The sequence below is a fragment of the Thermoleptolyngbya sp. M55_K2018_002 genome (assembly GCF_015295965.1).
GTDB lineage: Bacteria > Cyanobacteriota > Cyanobacteriia > Elainellales > Elainellaceae > Thermoleptolyngbya > Thermoleptolyngbya sichuanensis.
The window spans coordinates 1-14,544 of the sequence record NZ_DVEA01000145.1; the positions used below are offsets into that span (position 1 = coordinate 1).

Genomic DNA, 14,544 nt, shown 5'->3' on the forward strand with positions numbered 1-14,544 from the left:
TTGGTGGGCCTGCAAGCTAAGCAGGTGAGCTAGCGCTCTGAACCTGCGCTGAACTGCAACGAAATTGCGTCGAACTGCGCCAAACTATGCCAAACTGCGCCGAGATGCGCTGAACTACGCTGCTGCGCCATTATCTTTCGCCTTTGCCCTGATATTCCATGCCGTTTGCCTCGGCATAGCGATTCATAAACCGCATAAACCGCGCCCAATGTTCCTCGCGGACTAGCTCAAAGCGGCATTCCACCCGCTTTAGCTCGTCGCCCTCGTCGCCGCCAAAGATAAACTTCACGCTGTCGGGTTCGATCTCGATGCGGCCTTCTTCATCCGTCAGGCAGAGTGCTTTGTTAAAGCGGTTAGTGAAGCTTTGAAACCGCTCGATGGACTTGAGCTGCTCGAACGTCATCACGACAAACTGAGCGCCTGTCGTGCGATCGCGCCTCAGGCTCACGCCGCTTAGGTCTTCGGGAATGCCTTCAAAAAATTCAATCGTTGGTAGGGTCATGAGGGATTTGGGATTGGAGATTGGGGAATTTGGCGCAGAACATCCAGCAACTTGCCCGCCTCACAAGCTCCCATTTCTATCATCAACCATCCCATTGGGAAAAGAATCCGTCTGGGGGCAACCCCCAGCATTTGCTGCGCCGCGCCACCCCGTATCAAAAACCGTAACGTCGCTCTGGGAGAGCGTTTCCCGGCTTAGATTAAGAGTGTTCACTCCTCATGCGCTCAGCAGCTTCGTCGGGTTCGTCGGGGCTGCTGTTTATTTCTAAGGGACTTACAGAGGGATTTGCACCTGAGAACTGGCGCAGCGGTTCCGGAGGCTGTAGTCGAACTGGCGGGGACAGTTACCTCCCCAACGGCCAGACCTGGAGCAGTCGGTTTGCGGGAGCAGGCAGCGTCGTTTCAGCCGTCCACCCAATGGACAACCCTATGACCGAAATCGCAGTCAGCACGCCGAGGGACTGCCAGCGGCCTAGCTTGGCCTGCTGCAAATCGAGCCGTGCCAGAATCTCCGCCGCAACTACCACCAGGATGTATTCAAAGACGTGATACCAAACGAGGATGACGGCGATTGACATGGCTCCCAGCAGCACTAGCGAAAAGTAGCCCAGGCTGGATTGGAGCCAATTTCTGAAGAAGCGCCGCAGTCCCCGTGACCAGGCCGTGAGTAAGAGGGCCTGCACAAGTGCAAAGGCCATCGCCAGCGCCCAGGCGACCCAGTTTTCGGTGTTTTGGTAGAGAAACCAGCTAAAGCTAGTGTAGGCTGCCAGCAGCAGCGGTAGAGAAACCCAGAGCATGGCCCAGAGCAGGAACAATAGGGTAAAACGCTGAACTGCGTTTCTATTAGGTTACCTACAGGTTAGTGGAGATTGCCTGCACCGGGCAGGTGGGGATGCACTGTTCGCAAACAATGCAGCGCGATCGCCCGAAATTGAGCCGGAAGGTCTGTGGGTCGAGGCTCAACGCTTCCGTTGGGCAGACTCCCGTGCAGAGGCCGCAGTGGACGCACAGGTCTTCATCAATCAGAATTTCGCGGCTTGCGGTGGAAATGCCAATATCCTGCGATCGCAGCCAGTCCAGCGCCGCATCTAGCTGATCAATATCGCCCGACAACTCCACCACCAGCGTCCCGATTTGATTCGGCGCGACCTGGGCGCGGATGATGTTGGCAGCCACGTTGAAATCCTTTGCCAGCCGATAGGTGACGGGCATGTGAACCGAGCGCTTGGGAAAGGTGAGCGTAACGCGCTTTTTCACAAATCGTTTTTACAGATTGCTTTCACAGATTGTTTTCACAAACCGCCAATTACAGCTTTACAGATATTGACAGATAATGACGGCTTTACAGAGTCGGCTTCGCAGAGGCTTGCCAACGCTGGACGAACTAGGCCGGGGCTGACAGCTTTGCGGCCAGTTCTTCAGCAGTGGTGTTTTCGTAATACTCGAAGGGCTGATGAATCCAGGGGTTATCTTCCAGATAGTCTACGTAGTAATCCGGCTGGAAGATGGAGCAGGCTTTGTACCAGAGAACGCCAGTCCGCATCTCGTCAATATAGAAGCCGTAGTTGTGATTTAGCCATTCAACGCTGCGCTTGAGGCTGATGCCTGAATCGACCAGATCATCCACCAGCAGAACATGGCTGCCCAGATTGGGCGTAGTCATGGCCAGGTCGCGAGAAAAGGTGATTGCACCGCGCGATCGCCCCCCTGGCCCATGATAAGAAGCCGTAGACAAAATCGCCAGCGGCAGGTCGAACACCCGCGAGAGCAAATCGCCAACCCGCAGGCCGCCCCGGGCAATGCAAACAATCTGGTTAAATTCCCAGTCGGATTCATAAACCTTAACGGCAAGCTGTTCAATTAGGCGATGATAGTCGGGCCACGAGACGTAGAGATCTGACATGGGAAAGACGGCAGAGGATGAGTAGGACGAAAACGAGCGAACGGGCAGGATTACCTTAGGATTAACAAGGATTCAAGTTGCAAGATTGGGGCTGCACTCCAGCAGTCTGTATACCAGGAGTCTACATACCAGGAGTCTACATACCAGGAGTCTACATACCAGAAGTCCGCATACTAGAACTGCCCCCACAGCGAGCGACAGAGCAGGCGATCGCCCGCCGCGTATTCCCTAGATGATGAGCATCCTACAACTTGCTGGATAAAATCAAGCCACTGGCAAAAATCCAGTCCCCCGACGGGTGACTTGCCGCGTTGCTAAAACGGTTGCCAGATCAGTCGTCTAACCAGCGGTTGCCAAGAACGGTGGGCGATCGCCAGCCCGTTCTCCCCGATCTCCTCAGCGCCCTGTTTTCCTTCTCTGTTTTCTTTCCCTGTTTTAGGTTTTCAAGCCGATGAGCGAGTCTGCCTCCAAACTGTCCAAATCTTCCAAATCTCCCGAAGATATCCTCAGCTTTGGCACCAAGCTGGCCTATGGAGCCGGGGATCTGGGAACTGCCATCACGGCAAATATCCTGGCGGTGTTTTTGCTGGTGTTTTTTACCAGCGTGGCAGGCATTCCGGCGGGCATCGCAGGCAGCATTTTGCTCGTCGGCAAAATCTGGGATGCGGTGAATGATCCGATTGTGGGGATTCTGAGCGATCGCACTCAGAGCCGCTGGGGCCGCCGCTATCCCTGGATCGTCGCAGGCGCAATTCCCTTCGGCGTTTTCTTCTTCTTGCAGTGGATTGTGCCCCGCTTTTCCGACAATCCCACCACCAACCTGTGGGCGCTCGTGGCCTATTACATTGCCGTTTCGGTGCTGTTCAACGCCTTCTACACCGTCGTTAACCTGCCCTACACCGCCCTCACCCCCGAACTCACGGACGACTACGACGAGCGCACCAGCCTCAACAGTTTCCGCTTTATCTTTTCCATCGGCGGCAGCATTTTGTCGCTGGTGATTGTGTTAGCCATTTTCAACGCCATTCCCGACGACGTAGCCCAGCAATATCGGGCGATCGGCGCAATTTGTGCGGTGATTTCGGTGCTGCCCTTTTTCTGGTGTGTGTTTGGGACTTACGGCCATGTGACGCGGCGACAACAGCTTCGCGGCGCAGTCGAAACCAGCACCCAGGAAATGCCCATCCTCCAGCAGCTCAAAGTGGCCTTTGCCAATCGCCCCTTTTTGTTTGTGATTGGTATTTACCTTTGCTCTTGGCTGGCGCTGCAAAACACCGTCACCATCATTCCCTATTTCGTGCGCGACTGGATGGGTCTGTCGAACGCGGTCTACACCCAGGTCGTGATGGCGGTGCAGGTGACGGCGCTGGCAATGCTGCTGGTGTGGGAGCGCATCTCGCGGCGCGTGGGCAAAAAAGCCGTCTACATTCTGGGGATGGTGCTGTGGGTGCTGGCGGAAATTGGGCTGTTTTTTCTCCAGCCGGGGCAGGTGGGCTGGATGTATTTTCTGGGCATTTTGGCGGGGATGGGCGTGTCTACGGCTTACCTGATTCCCTGGTCGATGGTGCCCGATGTGATTGATTTGGACGAACTGCACACCGGACAGCGGCGCGAGGGCGTGTTCTATAGCTTCATGGTGTTTTTGCAAAAAATGGGGCTGGCGATCGCCCTCTTCCTGGTCGGCTTGGCGCTGGATGCTGCGGGCTTTATCGAAAGCACTGCCGGAGAAGCAACGCCCATCCAACCCGCTTCAGCGCTCACTGCCATCCGCGTGATGATTGGCCCGCTGCCGGCCATCGTGCTGCTGCTGGGCATGGGTCTGGCCTATTTCTACCCCATCTCCCGCGAGGTTCATGCCAATATCCTGCTGCAACTGCACGAGCGCAAGCAGGCATCGGGAAATCCGCCGGATACTGAGCCAGGCCTACGCTGAAATTTTGACGTAGCTCACAATCTCAGGCGCGATCGCCAGCAGCGATTCGCTCCTGTCCAGGGTAGATTGCACGGCATCTCCCGATAGGTGAGTGGCGATCGCCGCGTTTAATCCACCAGTTCCAGCAGCACCAAGCGCAGCGCGGCATCCTGCTCCACCTGAGCCACAATCCAAGCAACAACGTGCAGAGTTGGTGTTGTCATTGCGAAACTCCCTGATTGTGAAGCGTTTCAGCCCGTCCAGCCCGCCATGAGACAAAAGATTTACCGTTAAAATAGCGGGTATCTTCCATTACGCGATTTGGCGCTGCACGGTTTTCTCATGGCTCCCGTTCCGTCCGAATCTCAGCCGTCCCTTCCCGAACTATCGCCATCGGGCACACTCCCCAACGCGCCAGATAGCGCTCGTTCGGCGGTAGACCCGATGTGGGTCTGGAGCGCAATTGGCCTCTTGCTGCTGCTGGTGCCTGTCGGGGTCGGCTCGATGGCAGTGCGGGAACTGCTGGTGCTGCCTGCGCTGCCCCGCTGCTGGAGTGTGTCCCAAAGCAGCAACTCTGGCTCTACTCGGATTTACTGCGCTGAGATCTTAGCGAATAAACAAACGGTGGAAGATCTGCGACGCGCTATCCAGTTGGCAAACCAGGTTGATGCAGACGATCCGCTGCGCGACAAGAGCGATCGCCTGATTGAGCAATGGACTCAGGATATTCTGCGGCTGGGGGAGGCGGAGTTTCAGGCAGGCTCTCTCGACCGGGCCCGCGATATCGCCAAGCGGGTTCCGTTTCACGTCGCCACGTATGCGACGGCTGAAGCAAAAATCAAAGAATGGGAAGCAACTTGGGCCAAGGCTGAGAAAATTTACAGCGAGGTTGAAGCCGAGATTGACCGGGAAAACTGGTTTGCGGCCATGTCTGCGGCCCGAATGCTGTTGACCGTGGGCAATCAATATTGGGCAACTACCCAGTATCAAGCGCTAATGCGGCTGCTGCAATCGTCTCGTGAAAGTGAAGCAACGGCGCGGCGATCGCCCAATTCAGCCAGCAAGGGAGGCGGGCTGAACGATCTGATCCGTCAGTGGGAAACCGAGCAAACAAAGACAGACGCAGAACGATTAAAGACGGCCCAGGAGTTGGCTCAGGGCGGCCGCGTTGAGGATTTGCGGGCCGCAGTAGGTGCCGCAGAGCAGGTACTTTACGGCACGCCGCAATATGATCAGGCCCAGTCTTTGATCAACACCTGGCGACAGCAAATCGAAGCGATTGAAGATCGCCCCCGGCTGGCTCGTGCGGCTGAGTTGGCTCGCCAAGGCGACGTGCGATCGCTCGAAGCGGCTATCGACGAGGCAAACCAGATCACCTGGGGGCGATCGCTCCATGACGAAGCCCGCACTCAAGCAGATACCTGGCGGCGACAGGTTCATGAACTGCGGCTGCGAGAGCAGGAAGAGATGCTGCGTCAGATGGATCGATCTGCTAGCACCACTCCACCGCCTTTGCCTGCGCCTCTGCCCCCGGTCGTTCCGGTCGTGCCGTCTGCCCTGCCCGTCTCCGAACCCGTTCTGACGCTGCCTGTGGAGGGAACGTCGCCCGCGCTGCCTGCAAGCGTGCCTGCAAATATGCCGGCCAGCGATAGTATCACTCTGCCGGGCGATCGGTCTACCCCAGGTGCAATGCCCTAGCCCGCTTCAGACCGTCAGATTTCGTTAATTTCACTTCAATTCACTCCAATTCACTCCAAAAACAGAGCCGTGAGGTCAATCCACGGATAGATTTTTATTTCCAAAAATCACGGAAGATAGAGTGATATCGATTTTTGATTTTGGATTCGCGATTTTGGATTGCCAGTCCGGCATCTACGGAATTTCCAGCAATCTTAGTCCTGATTCCATGTGCGGCACTCACGGTCAGTAATTTCTACCCCCCAGCATACAGGCGCGGAATTTAAGTAATGGGTACTACGTATATCAAAAGTTTCGATAAGGCGTTAAAAGTTGTAAGAAGTGCTATTAAGTTTTCGTGAAGATCCGGAGTGGGCGACTGTGGCGGTGAATACCATTGGATATAGCAATTTCAGACCTGGCCGGCAGAGATACGTCTCCTACGCTCTTTCCAAGATGTGTTCTCGACTGAATTAAGGGCGATCGCCAAGAGATTGTATTTCAAGGCACATCTCCTAACCCGTAACAGTACGTATTCGGCTTGTCACTGGTATAAAATGATTCCCGTCCTTGGAGTTGTCCCAGAAATGAGGGGTCAGACCCTACAACTACCGATCTCCGGGAATTCTGCTTAACCTTAATCAGTGATTAAGAATTAAAATTTCAGCATATATACTTATAAAAGTTAGGATATTCGGCTATACTATCAACTGTAGTTAGTGAATCTACTGTCTATCATTAGGTTCTAGTTCTATGAGTAGCTCTCTTAAGTTTGCAAATTCAGTTTTCCTGGCAGTTGGGCTTTCCCTAGCGGCGATCCTTCCTGCGGCTGCTCAGTCGATAGAACATCAACCTGCTCACAATGACAGTGCGCTAGCGCTTGTGCATCGAGATTCGCCGAATGCTGCGGTTCCCTCACAAAGTTCCCTGCCAGCTCGGCTGCAAAACCTGATTGAGCCTCAAAACTCGTCCTACGATCCGCCGGTGCAGGGCGGACCTCAGAGTTCTCAGGGTTCTGGAACTCGGTAGAGGCAGAGGATTGGTTCGGGGCTAGCGCAAAGTTTCTAGGTCGGGCTTCAGCATCCAGACTTCAGTATCCAGACTTCAGTATCTTCAGCATTAAGCTTGGTGTGGCAGGTGAAGCGGCAGGTTAGTGCAGCCCATTCGAGGACTTCCACCAGCATTTAGATCGAGTTAGCGTGTGGACTTGCCAATTAGCATCGTCCGTATGCGGGTAGTCTGTGCGGTAGTGTCCGCCTCGGCTTTCGGTTCGGAAGGCAGCACTTTTCACCAATAGATAGGCTACGTCTAGGAGATTGCGCGTTTCTCCCCAGTCCCTAATCTGCGTAGGCGCAAGTCCTGCTTTAGCGAGAGAAACAGGCACATCTAGGTGAGCGGGGCAGCGACTAAGGAACTGGCTCAGCGGCAGGTCAGAAAACTGAAGCCGCCACTCCTGAATTTGGGCGATCGCCCGTTCAAGCGACTGCTGCTCTCGACAGATGCCTGCTGCTTGCCAGACCAGTGGCGGCAGGTTTTGGCGAATGGTTTGAATCGCTAATTTTTGAGACTCCCAGTTGGCAATGGCGCTCCTGGGAGGCAGGCTCGGCGAATTGCCTAATTCTTTGATGTTGGGGATATTGGGGTCATCGGGGATATTGGGGGCGATCGCCGCTGGCCAATTTTCAGGCAACACAACATGCCGGAGCTGCGCCCCAAACACCAGGCACTCCAAGAGTGAGTTGCTGGCCAGGCGATTTGCGCCGTGTACCCCCGTGCTGGACGTTTCCCCGACGGCATACAGCCCCGCAATCGAGGTCTGGCTGTGGAGGTCAGTCAGCACGCCCCCCATCCAGTAATGAGCTGCTGGCGCGACGGGCACGGGTGCTTGAAACACATCCACTCCCCACTGCCGACAAACCTGCACAATGTTGGGAAAGCGCCGCTGAATGGTTTCAGGCGGAATCGGGCGCAGATCTAGCCAGACATGCCCATGCGCCGGATCAGGATGATGACTCTGTAGATAGCTGAAGATTGCGCGGCTTACCACGTCTCGCGGAGCCAATTCGCCCTCAGGGTGATAGTCAAAGGCAAATCGCCGCCCTTCGTCATCGACTAGGTGTGCCCCTTCGCCGCGCACAGCTTCGCTGACCAAAAATCTCGGCGCACCCGGTTTTGTGAGCGCCGTGGGGTGAAACTGGACAAATTCTAAATCCCGCAGCACTGCGCCGCCCCGCCAGGCCATGGCCACGCCGTCGCCTGTGCTGAGAGCGGGGTTGGTGGTTTGGGCAAAGACCTGGCCACCCCCTCCTGTCGCCAAGACCACGGCTCCAGCCGCTAGCCGACAGAGTTGCCCCTCGACCATCGCTACTATGCCCAAGCAGCGATCGCCCGTCTCTGTCAGCCACAGGTCGAGCGCAAAGCTCTGGCTCATGACGTGGATGTTTGGGCGCTGAAGCACCTGTTCTGCCAGGATAGACACCACGGCCCGTCCGGTGGTGTCTGCCGCATGTAGCACCCGCCGTCGCGAGTGGGCCGCCTCCAGCGTCATGGCCAGGTCAGCCCCATGCCGATCGAACAAGACCCCCATAGCCAACAGATCCCGGATACAGTCGGGAGCCTGCTGCACCATGAGGGTCACAGCTTGGCGATCGCACAGTCCTGCGCCTGCCCGCAGCGTGTCTTCGATGTGTAGCTCTGGCGAGTCATCCGCCGCCATTGGCGCAGCAATGCCGCCTTGGGCCCATTCACTAGCCGAGGTGAGCAACTCGTCCTTGGTGATTAGTCCGACGCAAAAGCGGGTCGGTAAACACAGCGACGTGTAAAGTCCGGCTGCTCCCGCGCCAACGACTAAGACATCAAACTGGCGAGAAAAAGAAGACAACAAGGACAACTGCGGTCTGCCTAGCGGTAAATGCCGTTGTTAAAGCGATCGCCCCCTTCTACGAGCGCATCGAGCGGCGGGCTAACAACAAAGTTGCTGAAGTTGTTTTTCAGAATTTCTTTTTGTGCCTCGGTCAGCCCTGGCATTTTCAGCACGTCTTCCACGCTTTCAAACGGGGCATTCTTGAGGATCATGCGGGCCAGAGTCGGGTACATGCCAGGATACTGCATGAACGCCCGGACGTTGGTGTTATTCAAGTCAATTTTTTTGCCAAAGTCGGTTGCTAGCTTGTCATCCATCGCATTGCGGAATTGCTGTTCTGCCAGCACGGGCGATGGATTGAAGGACAGGGGGCTGAGCGAGGCCGCGATCGCCGTCTGAGGCGAACCCAGCCACCCCCAAGAGGTGAGCATAAGACCCAGAATCATCAACACGCCAACCAGTCGCTTCATCAGTCGAATCCCTTCCAACTACAGTTCTCCAAATCAGCAGCTTATAAAGCAGCTTATAAACCAGCAGCCTATGAGAGCTACTTCATAACTCTCAACAACACAGCTTTAACAGCCTCATAATTAGAGACTACCACTTTGGGGGGAGTATCGCCCTAGATCTTGCTGCTCAGCTTCAAAAACGTATCCAGGTCGGCGAAAGAGCCAGCATAGGTGACGGTCGGCGTGTCGTAGCCCTTGAGGCTGACGGTGTATTGCTTAAACAAATTGGGGTTGGCGATCGCCCCGGCCAGGTATTGATACGTCGTTTCCCCCAGGGCCACATCCATGCCAATTTGCTTGGTAGACGATTCCAGACGGAAGGCGGCATTCACCGTGTCGCCCAGGGCAGTGTAGTCGGGGCGATCGCCCGTACCCGTGTTGCCCACCATCGCATAGCCCGTGTTTAGCCCTGCGCCCACCCGCAGTGGAAACGGCAGCGGATAGCGCTCATGCAGGCGGCTGGTCATTTTGTGCAGAGCGCTGAGGGCGCGAGCAATCCGCACCATCTCGTCGGGCGTAATGCCCTGCGCCCCGTGAATCCAGACCGCCATAATCGCGTCGCCGATGTATTTATCGACCCAGCTTCCGTATTCGCGAATGATGTCGCCCGCGCAGCGAAACCAGGTGCCGATCGCCTCTGAGAGAATTTTTTCGTCTAGCTGGCGCGTCATCACCGTAAAGTCGCGAATATCGACGACTAGCACCGAGATGAGCCGCCGGACGTGGAGGGTGGCAGTAGCGGTGAATTCTTGTGAGTCGATGCCGACCGAGGAGTCATGGAGGTGCGACAGTTCGGGAGAGTAGAACTCTAGCTCGGTTTGCCCAAAAGTGAGGCGATCGCCATTGTGGAGCGTTACGGGCACGCTCACCCGCCGACCGTTCACAAACGAGCCGTTGCGGCTGCCCAAATCGATCAGGTAAAACTCGCCCGTCTCCATGCGTTGCAGCATGGCATGGTTGCGCGAAATCCAGCGATCGGGCAGCACAAAATTGTTATCGTCTCCTCGTCCAATCGTCCAACAGTTGTTGTTCGTAAGTGAGAGGTAACGATTGCCAGCGTCGGTTCGTAATATCAGATGGGGAATGGGTTGGGCAGTCACTGACAAAGATGAGAAACCGCTAAATCTTTCCCGAAGAGATGCATCCTGGTAAGTCTGGCACGCTGTGTCAGCGAAGGGCCAGCCGAGCCAGAGGCGCTCCAGAAACAACCTTGCAGATGCTCTGTAGAGGCTCCATCGAAGCTCTAAATCACCCTGAGTGAGAACCGCCAGTGGTCTTAGCCCGTTTGCACCATGTCAACAAACCCTCAAGTCTCTCAGGGAGGCTTAAGAGAGGCTTGCAGCATTCTGCCAACGATGTGCTGCAATTCAGGACACCCATTTGCCTGGAAACTTCGCAATATCCAGCATTCGCGCCCATAACCTGCAACGACAATCAGCTAACTCACTCCTGCAACTCAACCATGCGACCCTAGCAATGCTACCAAAGCCACACTACTAAGTTAGCCCAGGATACTCAAATCATATCCTCAGTCAGGCAGCAGTCGCCGCTAACCAGAATAAGCCATCTACCAAAAGAGTGCTTAAAATGGCTCCTCCAAAGCTCCACCCGTGGAGCGATCGCAATCGTAAAGGCGCGAACCCCAGCATCACCAGCAGCCCCACCAGCAGCAGCGCGAAGCCACCACCCCAGGGCGTATACATCTGATGAAGGGCTGCCTGGAGGATTGTTCCGGCAGCACTTGCGTCTGACTGCATTAATTGTCGCCAATGGGGAACCAGATCGACCAGGTAGAAATACAGATCCGTAATTGCAGTTCCCAGCAGCGACCCCAAGTAGAACCAGCGCCCTATTTTGTGTTTTGCCCTGTGGAGGCCAGGCAAGATGAACGGCAGACCCAGCGCCTCGACGGGCAGATGGTAAAACGGCTCCCAGCGCAGCCAGCCCCAATAAATCGACCCGGCAAGCCAGGTCCAAGCAAAGCCAATCAGCAAGTCACCCCAAAGTTTCGTGGTCGGCTGGCGCAAGAGCGATCGCCCCAGTCCAACCCAGAGCAGTGTCATCCCCAGGCTCAGCCAGGGAAATAACTGCACCAGCGGTGCCTGGAAAAACACCGGAACCGAGACTAAAAAGACAGATGCCGAAAAAACTGTGAGATGAGTCGTGTAGTCGGCTTGACGCTCCGCTGCTTGAGGTTCTGCGGCAAGATCGCTGGGGAGGGCAGCAGGCAGACCCGAAGGCACGAACGGCAAACGAATCGGCAGAATCGCTGATTCAGTGGCTGAGTCGGCAGTAGATTCAACGATGGACTCGGTGAGGTAAAGAGAGCGATCGCGCGGTGTAATGGAAACCAACTTTAATACCAACGATTCTTAATGCTTTTCATTTAGTTTACGTTATTTAACACATTGAGGAAAGCCTTGGAGCGATGTAGACAGGGGGTTTAGTTTAGACAGATTATTGAGTCCAGCCAGGATTTAGCCCTCGCGATCATGGCCCTAGCGCTGGCGCTTTGTGGGGGATTCTACCCAGGACTTTATAAAGGATTTACTGAGATTTACAGCCTGTTTACCAAGCAAGGGGACTGGAAGCCGAGGAATCGCGCTTGACTCGGCTAAGATGTGGTGGAGTTTTAGAGATTAAGCGCATGGAGTTGATCAACCTGCCTCTGCTTTTGGCTTGGCGTGTGTTCCCGCAGGGTGAACCCTTTGCAACAGTCTCAGGCGTTTTTCAAGGGATGCAGGCAGTAGTCACAGGCATTGCACAGGGCTGGCCCCCGCTGGCGATCGCCCAATCTGCTGCTCCAGATGCCGTTGCGGAGCCGGGTCTGTTGACCAGTACCTTTCAGGCCATTGTGCTGGGGCTGGTGCAGGGGATCACAGAATTTTTGCCTATCAGCAGCACCGCGCATCTGCTGATTTTTACAAAAGTCTTGGGCTGGTCGGTCGTAGGCGAAAAGTATTTCGTAGACGCAATCCAGTTTGGCAGCGTGATTGCCGTGTTGATGTACTTCTGGCAAGACATTCGCCAGATTCTCGGCGGCGCGTGGATTGCCCTCCAGCAAAAGGACTGGCAGCGAGAGGAGTGGAAGATTCTGGTGGGGATCGCTGTGGGCACGATTCCGGCCCTGGTGTTTGGCTACCTGTTTCGCGATGCCATTCCCGAAAGTGCGCTTGTGATTGCGGTGGTGTCAATTGTGATGTCTCTGCTGTTGGGCTTGGCCGAGAAAATTGGCAGCCGCAAGCGCGGGTTCGATAATTTATCGATTTTGGACGGGCTGCTGGTGGGATTAGGGCAAACGCTGGCGCTGGTGCCCGGTGTGTCTCGCTCTGGCTCCACTCTGACGACGGGCATGTTTCTGGGGCTACAGCGACCGACTGCGGCTCGCTTCTCGTTTCTGCTGGGAATTCCTACCCTGGCGATCGCCACGCTCTATCAGTCCACCAAAGCCTTTGACAACGTCGATCGGCTGCTGCCGCTGCTGGCAGGGATTATTTCCACCTTTGTTTTTTCCTACTTGGCGATCGCCTGGCTGCTGCGCTATCTCCAGCGCAAAAGCACCTGGGTTTTTGTCTGGTATCGCCTCGCCTTTGGGGCCACGATTTTGCTCTCGCTGGTAGCAGGGCTGATTCGGGAATAGGGGCATGAATCAAAGGGAGCGGCAGAGAATGGTGCGATCAGGGGATGATGGGATAAAAGGGATCATGGAATGATCAAAGACTGGGTTGATCGGTCAACCCTACTGCACGCCACCCTCCCTCCTCTCAACCTGCCATGAGCGACGCTGCCATCAAGCCTGCCCTGATTACCCGCGTGCTGCCCGACTCGATCGCCGCAGAGATTGGGTTTGAGCAGGGCGATCGCCTCGTGTCGATCAACGGACAGGCTCCCCGCGACCTGATCGACTATCAGTTCCTCTGCGCCGATGAGGTGCTGGAGCTAGAAGTGCTGGACGCTGCAGGCAAGACGCACCAGATTGAGATTGAAAAAGACTACGACGAAGACCTGGGGCTGGAGTTTGAGTCGGCGCTGTTTGACGGATTGATCCAGTGCAACAACCGCTGCCCCTTTTGCTTTATCGACCAGCAGCCGCCCGGAATGCGGCAAACCCTCTACCTCAAAGACGATGACTATCGCCTCAGCTTTCTCTATGGTAGCTACCTGACGCTGACCAACCTGCCCCAGCGCGAGTGGGATCGCATCGCCCAACTGCGCCTGTCGCCGCTTTATGTCTCGGTTCACGCGACGGAGCCAGAAGTTCGCATTCGCCTGCTAAAAAATCACCGAGCGGGTCAAATTCTCGACCAACTGCGCTGGTTCCAGAAAAATCGGCTGCAAATTCACGCTCAGGTCGTGGTGTGTCCGGGCATCAACGACGGCGTGCATCTGGAGCGGACGCTGCGAGATCTGGCTTCGTTCCACACGGGCGATATTCCCGCCGTTGCCTCCGCTGCGGTCGTACCCGTCGGGCTGACCCGCTTTCGCCCGGCCGAAGATGAATTAATTCCAGTCACACCGGACCACGCCCGTCGGGCGATCGCCCAAGTGCAGGCGCTCCAAGCAGAGTTCCGGGCTAAATTTGGCTCTAACGTCGTGTGGCTGGCAGATGAGTGGTTTCTGATTGCAGGACAAGACCTGCCGCCCGAATCCCACTACGAAGACTATCCGCAGATTGGCAACGGCGTGGGGTCGATTCGTCAATTCCTGAAGCAGTTCAAAATAGTCGCTCGTCAGTTGCCCAAATCTGTGAGTCCGCCGCGCCGCTGGGTGTGGGTGGTGGGCAATGCCGTTGAGCGAGCCTTTCAGCCGATTCTCAAACGCCTGAACGAAGTAGACGGACTGACCGTGGAGATGGTGGCGCTGCGAAGCGACTATTGGGGGCAGGCAATCACGGTAACAGGGCTACTGACAGGGCACGATCTGGCGTTGGCGCTGGCCGGGCGAGAGCTGGGAGATGGCGTGCTGCTGCCGTCGCTGATGCTGAAACATGGCGACACGCGCTTTTTGGACGATACGACGGTGGCAGACCTGGAAAAACGGCTGAAAACTCCGATTTACGTTGTGTCTGGCATTGAGGGGCTGTTGGAAACGGCTGTGCAGTCTCCTGTGCTGGCTGCCCGCTAGTCGCGATTTTGCGAAATCGAACTCAGTTAGGACTTATGCAGTTGGACAATTTCTC

General features: G+C 55.8%; 12 protein-coding genes. 4 read left to right on the forward strand and 8 right to left on the reverse strand.

Annotated elements, in window-relative coordinates:
* Positions 1 to 130: 130 nt before the first annotated feature.
* The 4 genes from psb28 to IGS51_RS07045 form a co-directional block, all read right to left on the reverse strand.
* Positions 131 to 502: a photosystem II reaction center protein Psb28 gene (psb28, locus tag IGS51_RS07030; RefSeq protein WP_297077505.1), complete on the reverse strand. Its 372-nt coding sequence runs from the start codon at positions 500 to 502 to the stop codon at positions 131 to 133.
* A gap of 343 nt (positions 503 to 845) precedes the next feature.
* Positions 846 to 1,298: a hypothetical protein gene (locus IGS51_RS07035; RefSeq protein WP_297077507.1), complete on the reverse strand. Its 453-nt coding sequence runs from the start codon at positions 1,296 to 1,298 to the stop codon at positions 846 to 848.
* A gap of 55 nt (positions 1,299 to 1,353) precedes the next feature.
* Positions 1,354 to 1,758, reverse strand: coding sequence for an NIL domain-containing protein (locus tag IGS51_RS07040; protein WP_172356270.1), 405 nt, complete (start codon positions 1,756 to 1,758; stop codon positions 1,354 to 1,356).
* Between the two features lie 127 nt (positions 1,759 to 1,885).
* Positions 1,886 to 2,404: a phosphoribosyltransferase gene (locus IGS51_RS07045; protein WP_297077510.1), complete on the reverse strand. Its 519-nt coding sequence runs from the start codon at positions 2,402 to 2,404 to the stop codon at positions 1,886 to 1,888.
* 451 nt (positions 2,405 to 2,855) lie between these two features.
* Between IGS51_RS07045 and IGS51_RS07050 the strand changes: the two genes are divergently transcribed.
* Positions 2,856 to 4,337 carry an MFS transporter gene (locus tag IGS51_RS07050; protein WP_297077512.1) on the forward strand — a complete coding sequence of 494 codons (1,482 nt, stop codon included), beginning with the start codon at positions 2,856 to 2,858 and terminating at the stop codon, positions 4,335 to 4,337.
* A 321-nt stretch (positions 4,338 to 4,658) separates the two neighbouring features.
* On the forward strand, positions 4,659 to 6,014 hold the full coding sequence (locus IGS51_RS07055) for a hypothetical protein (RefSeq protein WP_297077514.1): 1,356 nt from the start codon (positions 4,659 to 4,661) through the stop codon (positions 6,012 to 6,014).
* Positions 6,015 to 7,143: 1,129 nt separating this feature from the next.
* Here the strand turns inward: IGS51_RS07055 and nadB are convergent.
* The 4 genes from nadB to IGS51_RS07075 all read right to left on the reverse strand — a co-directional run bounded on the left by nadB (position 7,144) and on the right by IGS51_RS07075 (position 11,719).
* A complete protein-coding gene (gene nadB / locus IGS51_RS07060; protein WP_367279282.1) occupies positions 7,144 to 8,883 on the reverse strand; it encodes an L-aspartate oxidase in 1,740 nt (579 codons plus the stop codon).
* 11 nt (positions 8,884 to 8,894) lie between these two features.
* Complete coding sequence (gene psbU / locus IGS51_RS07065; RefSeq protein WP_172356282.1) at positions 8,895 to 9,326, reverse strand: photosystem II complex extrinsic protein PsbU; 432 nt, start codon at positions 9,324 to 9,326, stop codon at positions 8,895 to 8,897.
* A gap of 152 nt (positions 9,327 to 9,478) precedes the next feature.
* The gene (locus IGS51_RS07070) at positions 9,479 to 10,465 is read right to left on the reverse strand and encodes an adenylate/guanylate cyclase domain-containing protein (RefSeq protein ID WP_172356284.1); all 987 of its coding nucleotides are present in this window, start codon (positions 10,463 to 10,465) and stop codon (positions 9,479 to 9,481) included.
* A 432-nt stretch (positions 10,466 to 10,897) separates the two neighbouring features.
* Positions 10,898 to 11,719 (reverse strand): DUF3120 domain-containing protein, encoded by an 822-nt coding sequence (locus tag IGS51_RS07075; protein ID WP_297077519.1) that lies wholly within the window; start codon positions 11,717 to 11,719, stop codon positions 10,898 to 10,900.
* A 383-nt stretch (positions 11,720 to 12,102) separates the two neighbouring features.
* On the opposite strand from IGS51_RS07075, the gene IGS51_RS07080 reads away from it, so the two are divergent.
* Together IGS51_RS07080 and IGS51_RS07085 are read left to right on the forward strand one after the other, a co-directional pair.
* Positions 12,103 to 13,005 (forward strand): undecaprenyl-diphosphate phosphatase, encoded by a 903-nt coding sequence (locus IGS51_RS07080; RefSeq protein WP_297077521.1) that lies wholly within the window; start codon positions 12,103 to 12,105, stop codon positions 13,003 to 13,005.
* Between the two features lie 134 nt (positions 13,006 to 13,139).
* The gene (locus tag IGS51_RS07085) at positions 13,140 to 14,489 is read left to right on the forward strand and encodes a TIGR03279 family radical SAM protein (protein WP_297077523.1); all 1,350 of its coding nucleotides are present in this window, start codon (positions 13,140 to 13,142) and stop codon (positions 14,487 to 14,489) included.
* Positions 14,490 to 14,544: the final 55 nt, after the last annotated feature.

What these genes read in the sequence shown, in the direction of transcription:
- psb28 (WP_297077505.1), bottom strand. Translation starts at nt 502, where the DNA reads ATGACCCTACCAACGATTGAATTTTTTGAAGGCATTCCCGAAGACCTA.
- IGS51_RS07035 (WP_297077507.1), bottom strand. Translation starts at nt 1,298, where the DNA reads ATGCTCTGGGTTTCTCTACCGCTGCTGCTGGCAGCCTACACTAGCTTT.
- IGS51_RS07045 (WP_297077510.1), bottom strand. Translation starts at nt 2,404, where the DNA reads ATGTCAGATCTCTACGTCTCGTGGCCCGACTATCATCGCCTAATTGAA.
- IGS51_RS07050 (WP_297077512.1), top strand. Translation starts at nt 2,856, where the DNA reads ATGAGCGAGTCTGCCTCCAAACTGTCCAAATCTTCCAAATCTCCCGAA.
- IGS51_RS07055 (WP_297077514.1), top strand. Translation starts at nt 4,659, where the DNA reads ATGGCTCCCGTTCCGTCCGAATCTCAGCCGTCCCTTCCCGAACTATCG.
- psbU (WP_172356282.1), bottom strand. Translation starts at nt 9,326, where the DNA reads ATGAAGCGACTGGTTGGCGTGTTGATGATTCTGGGTCTTATGCTCACC.
- IGS51_RS07080 (WP_297077521.1), top strand. Translation starts at nt 12,103, where the DNA reads ATGCAGGCAGTAGTCACAGGCATTGCACAGGGCTGGCCCCCGCTGGCG.
- IGS51_RS07085 (WP_297077523.1), top strand. Translation starts at nt 13,140, where the DNA reads ATGAGCGACGCTGCCATCAAGCCTGCCCTGATTACCCGCGTGCTGCCC.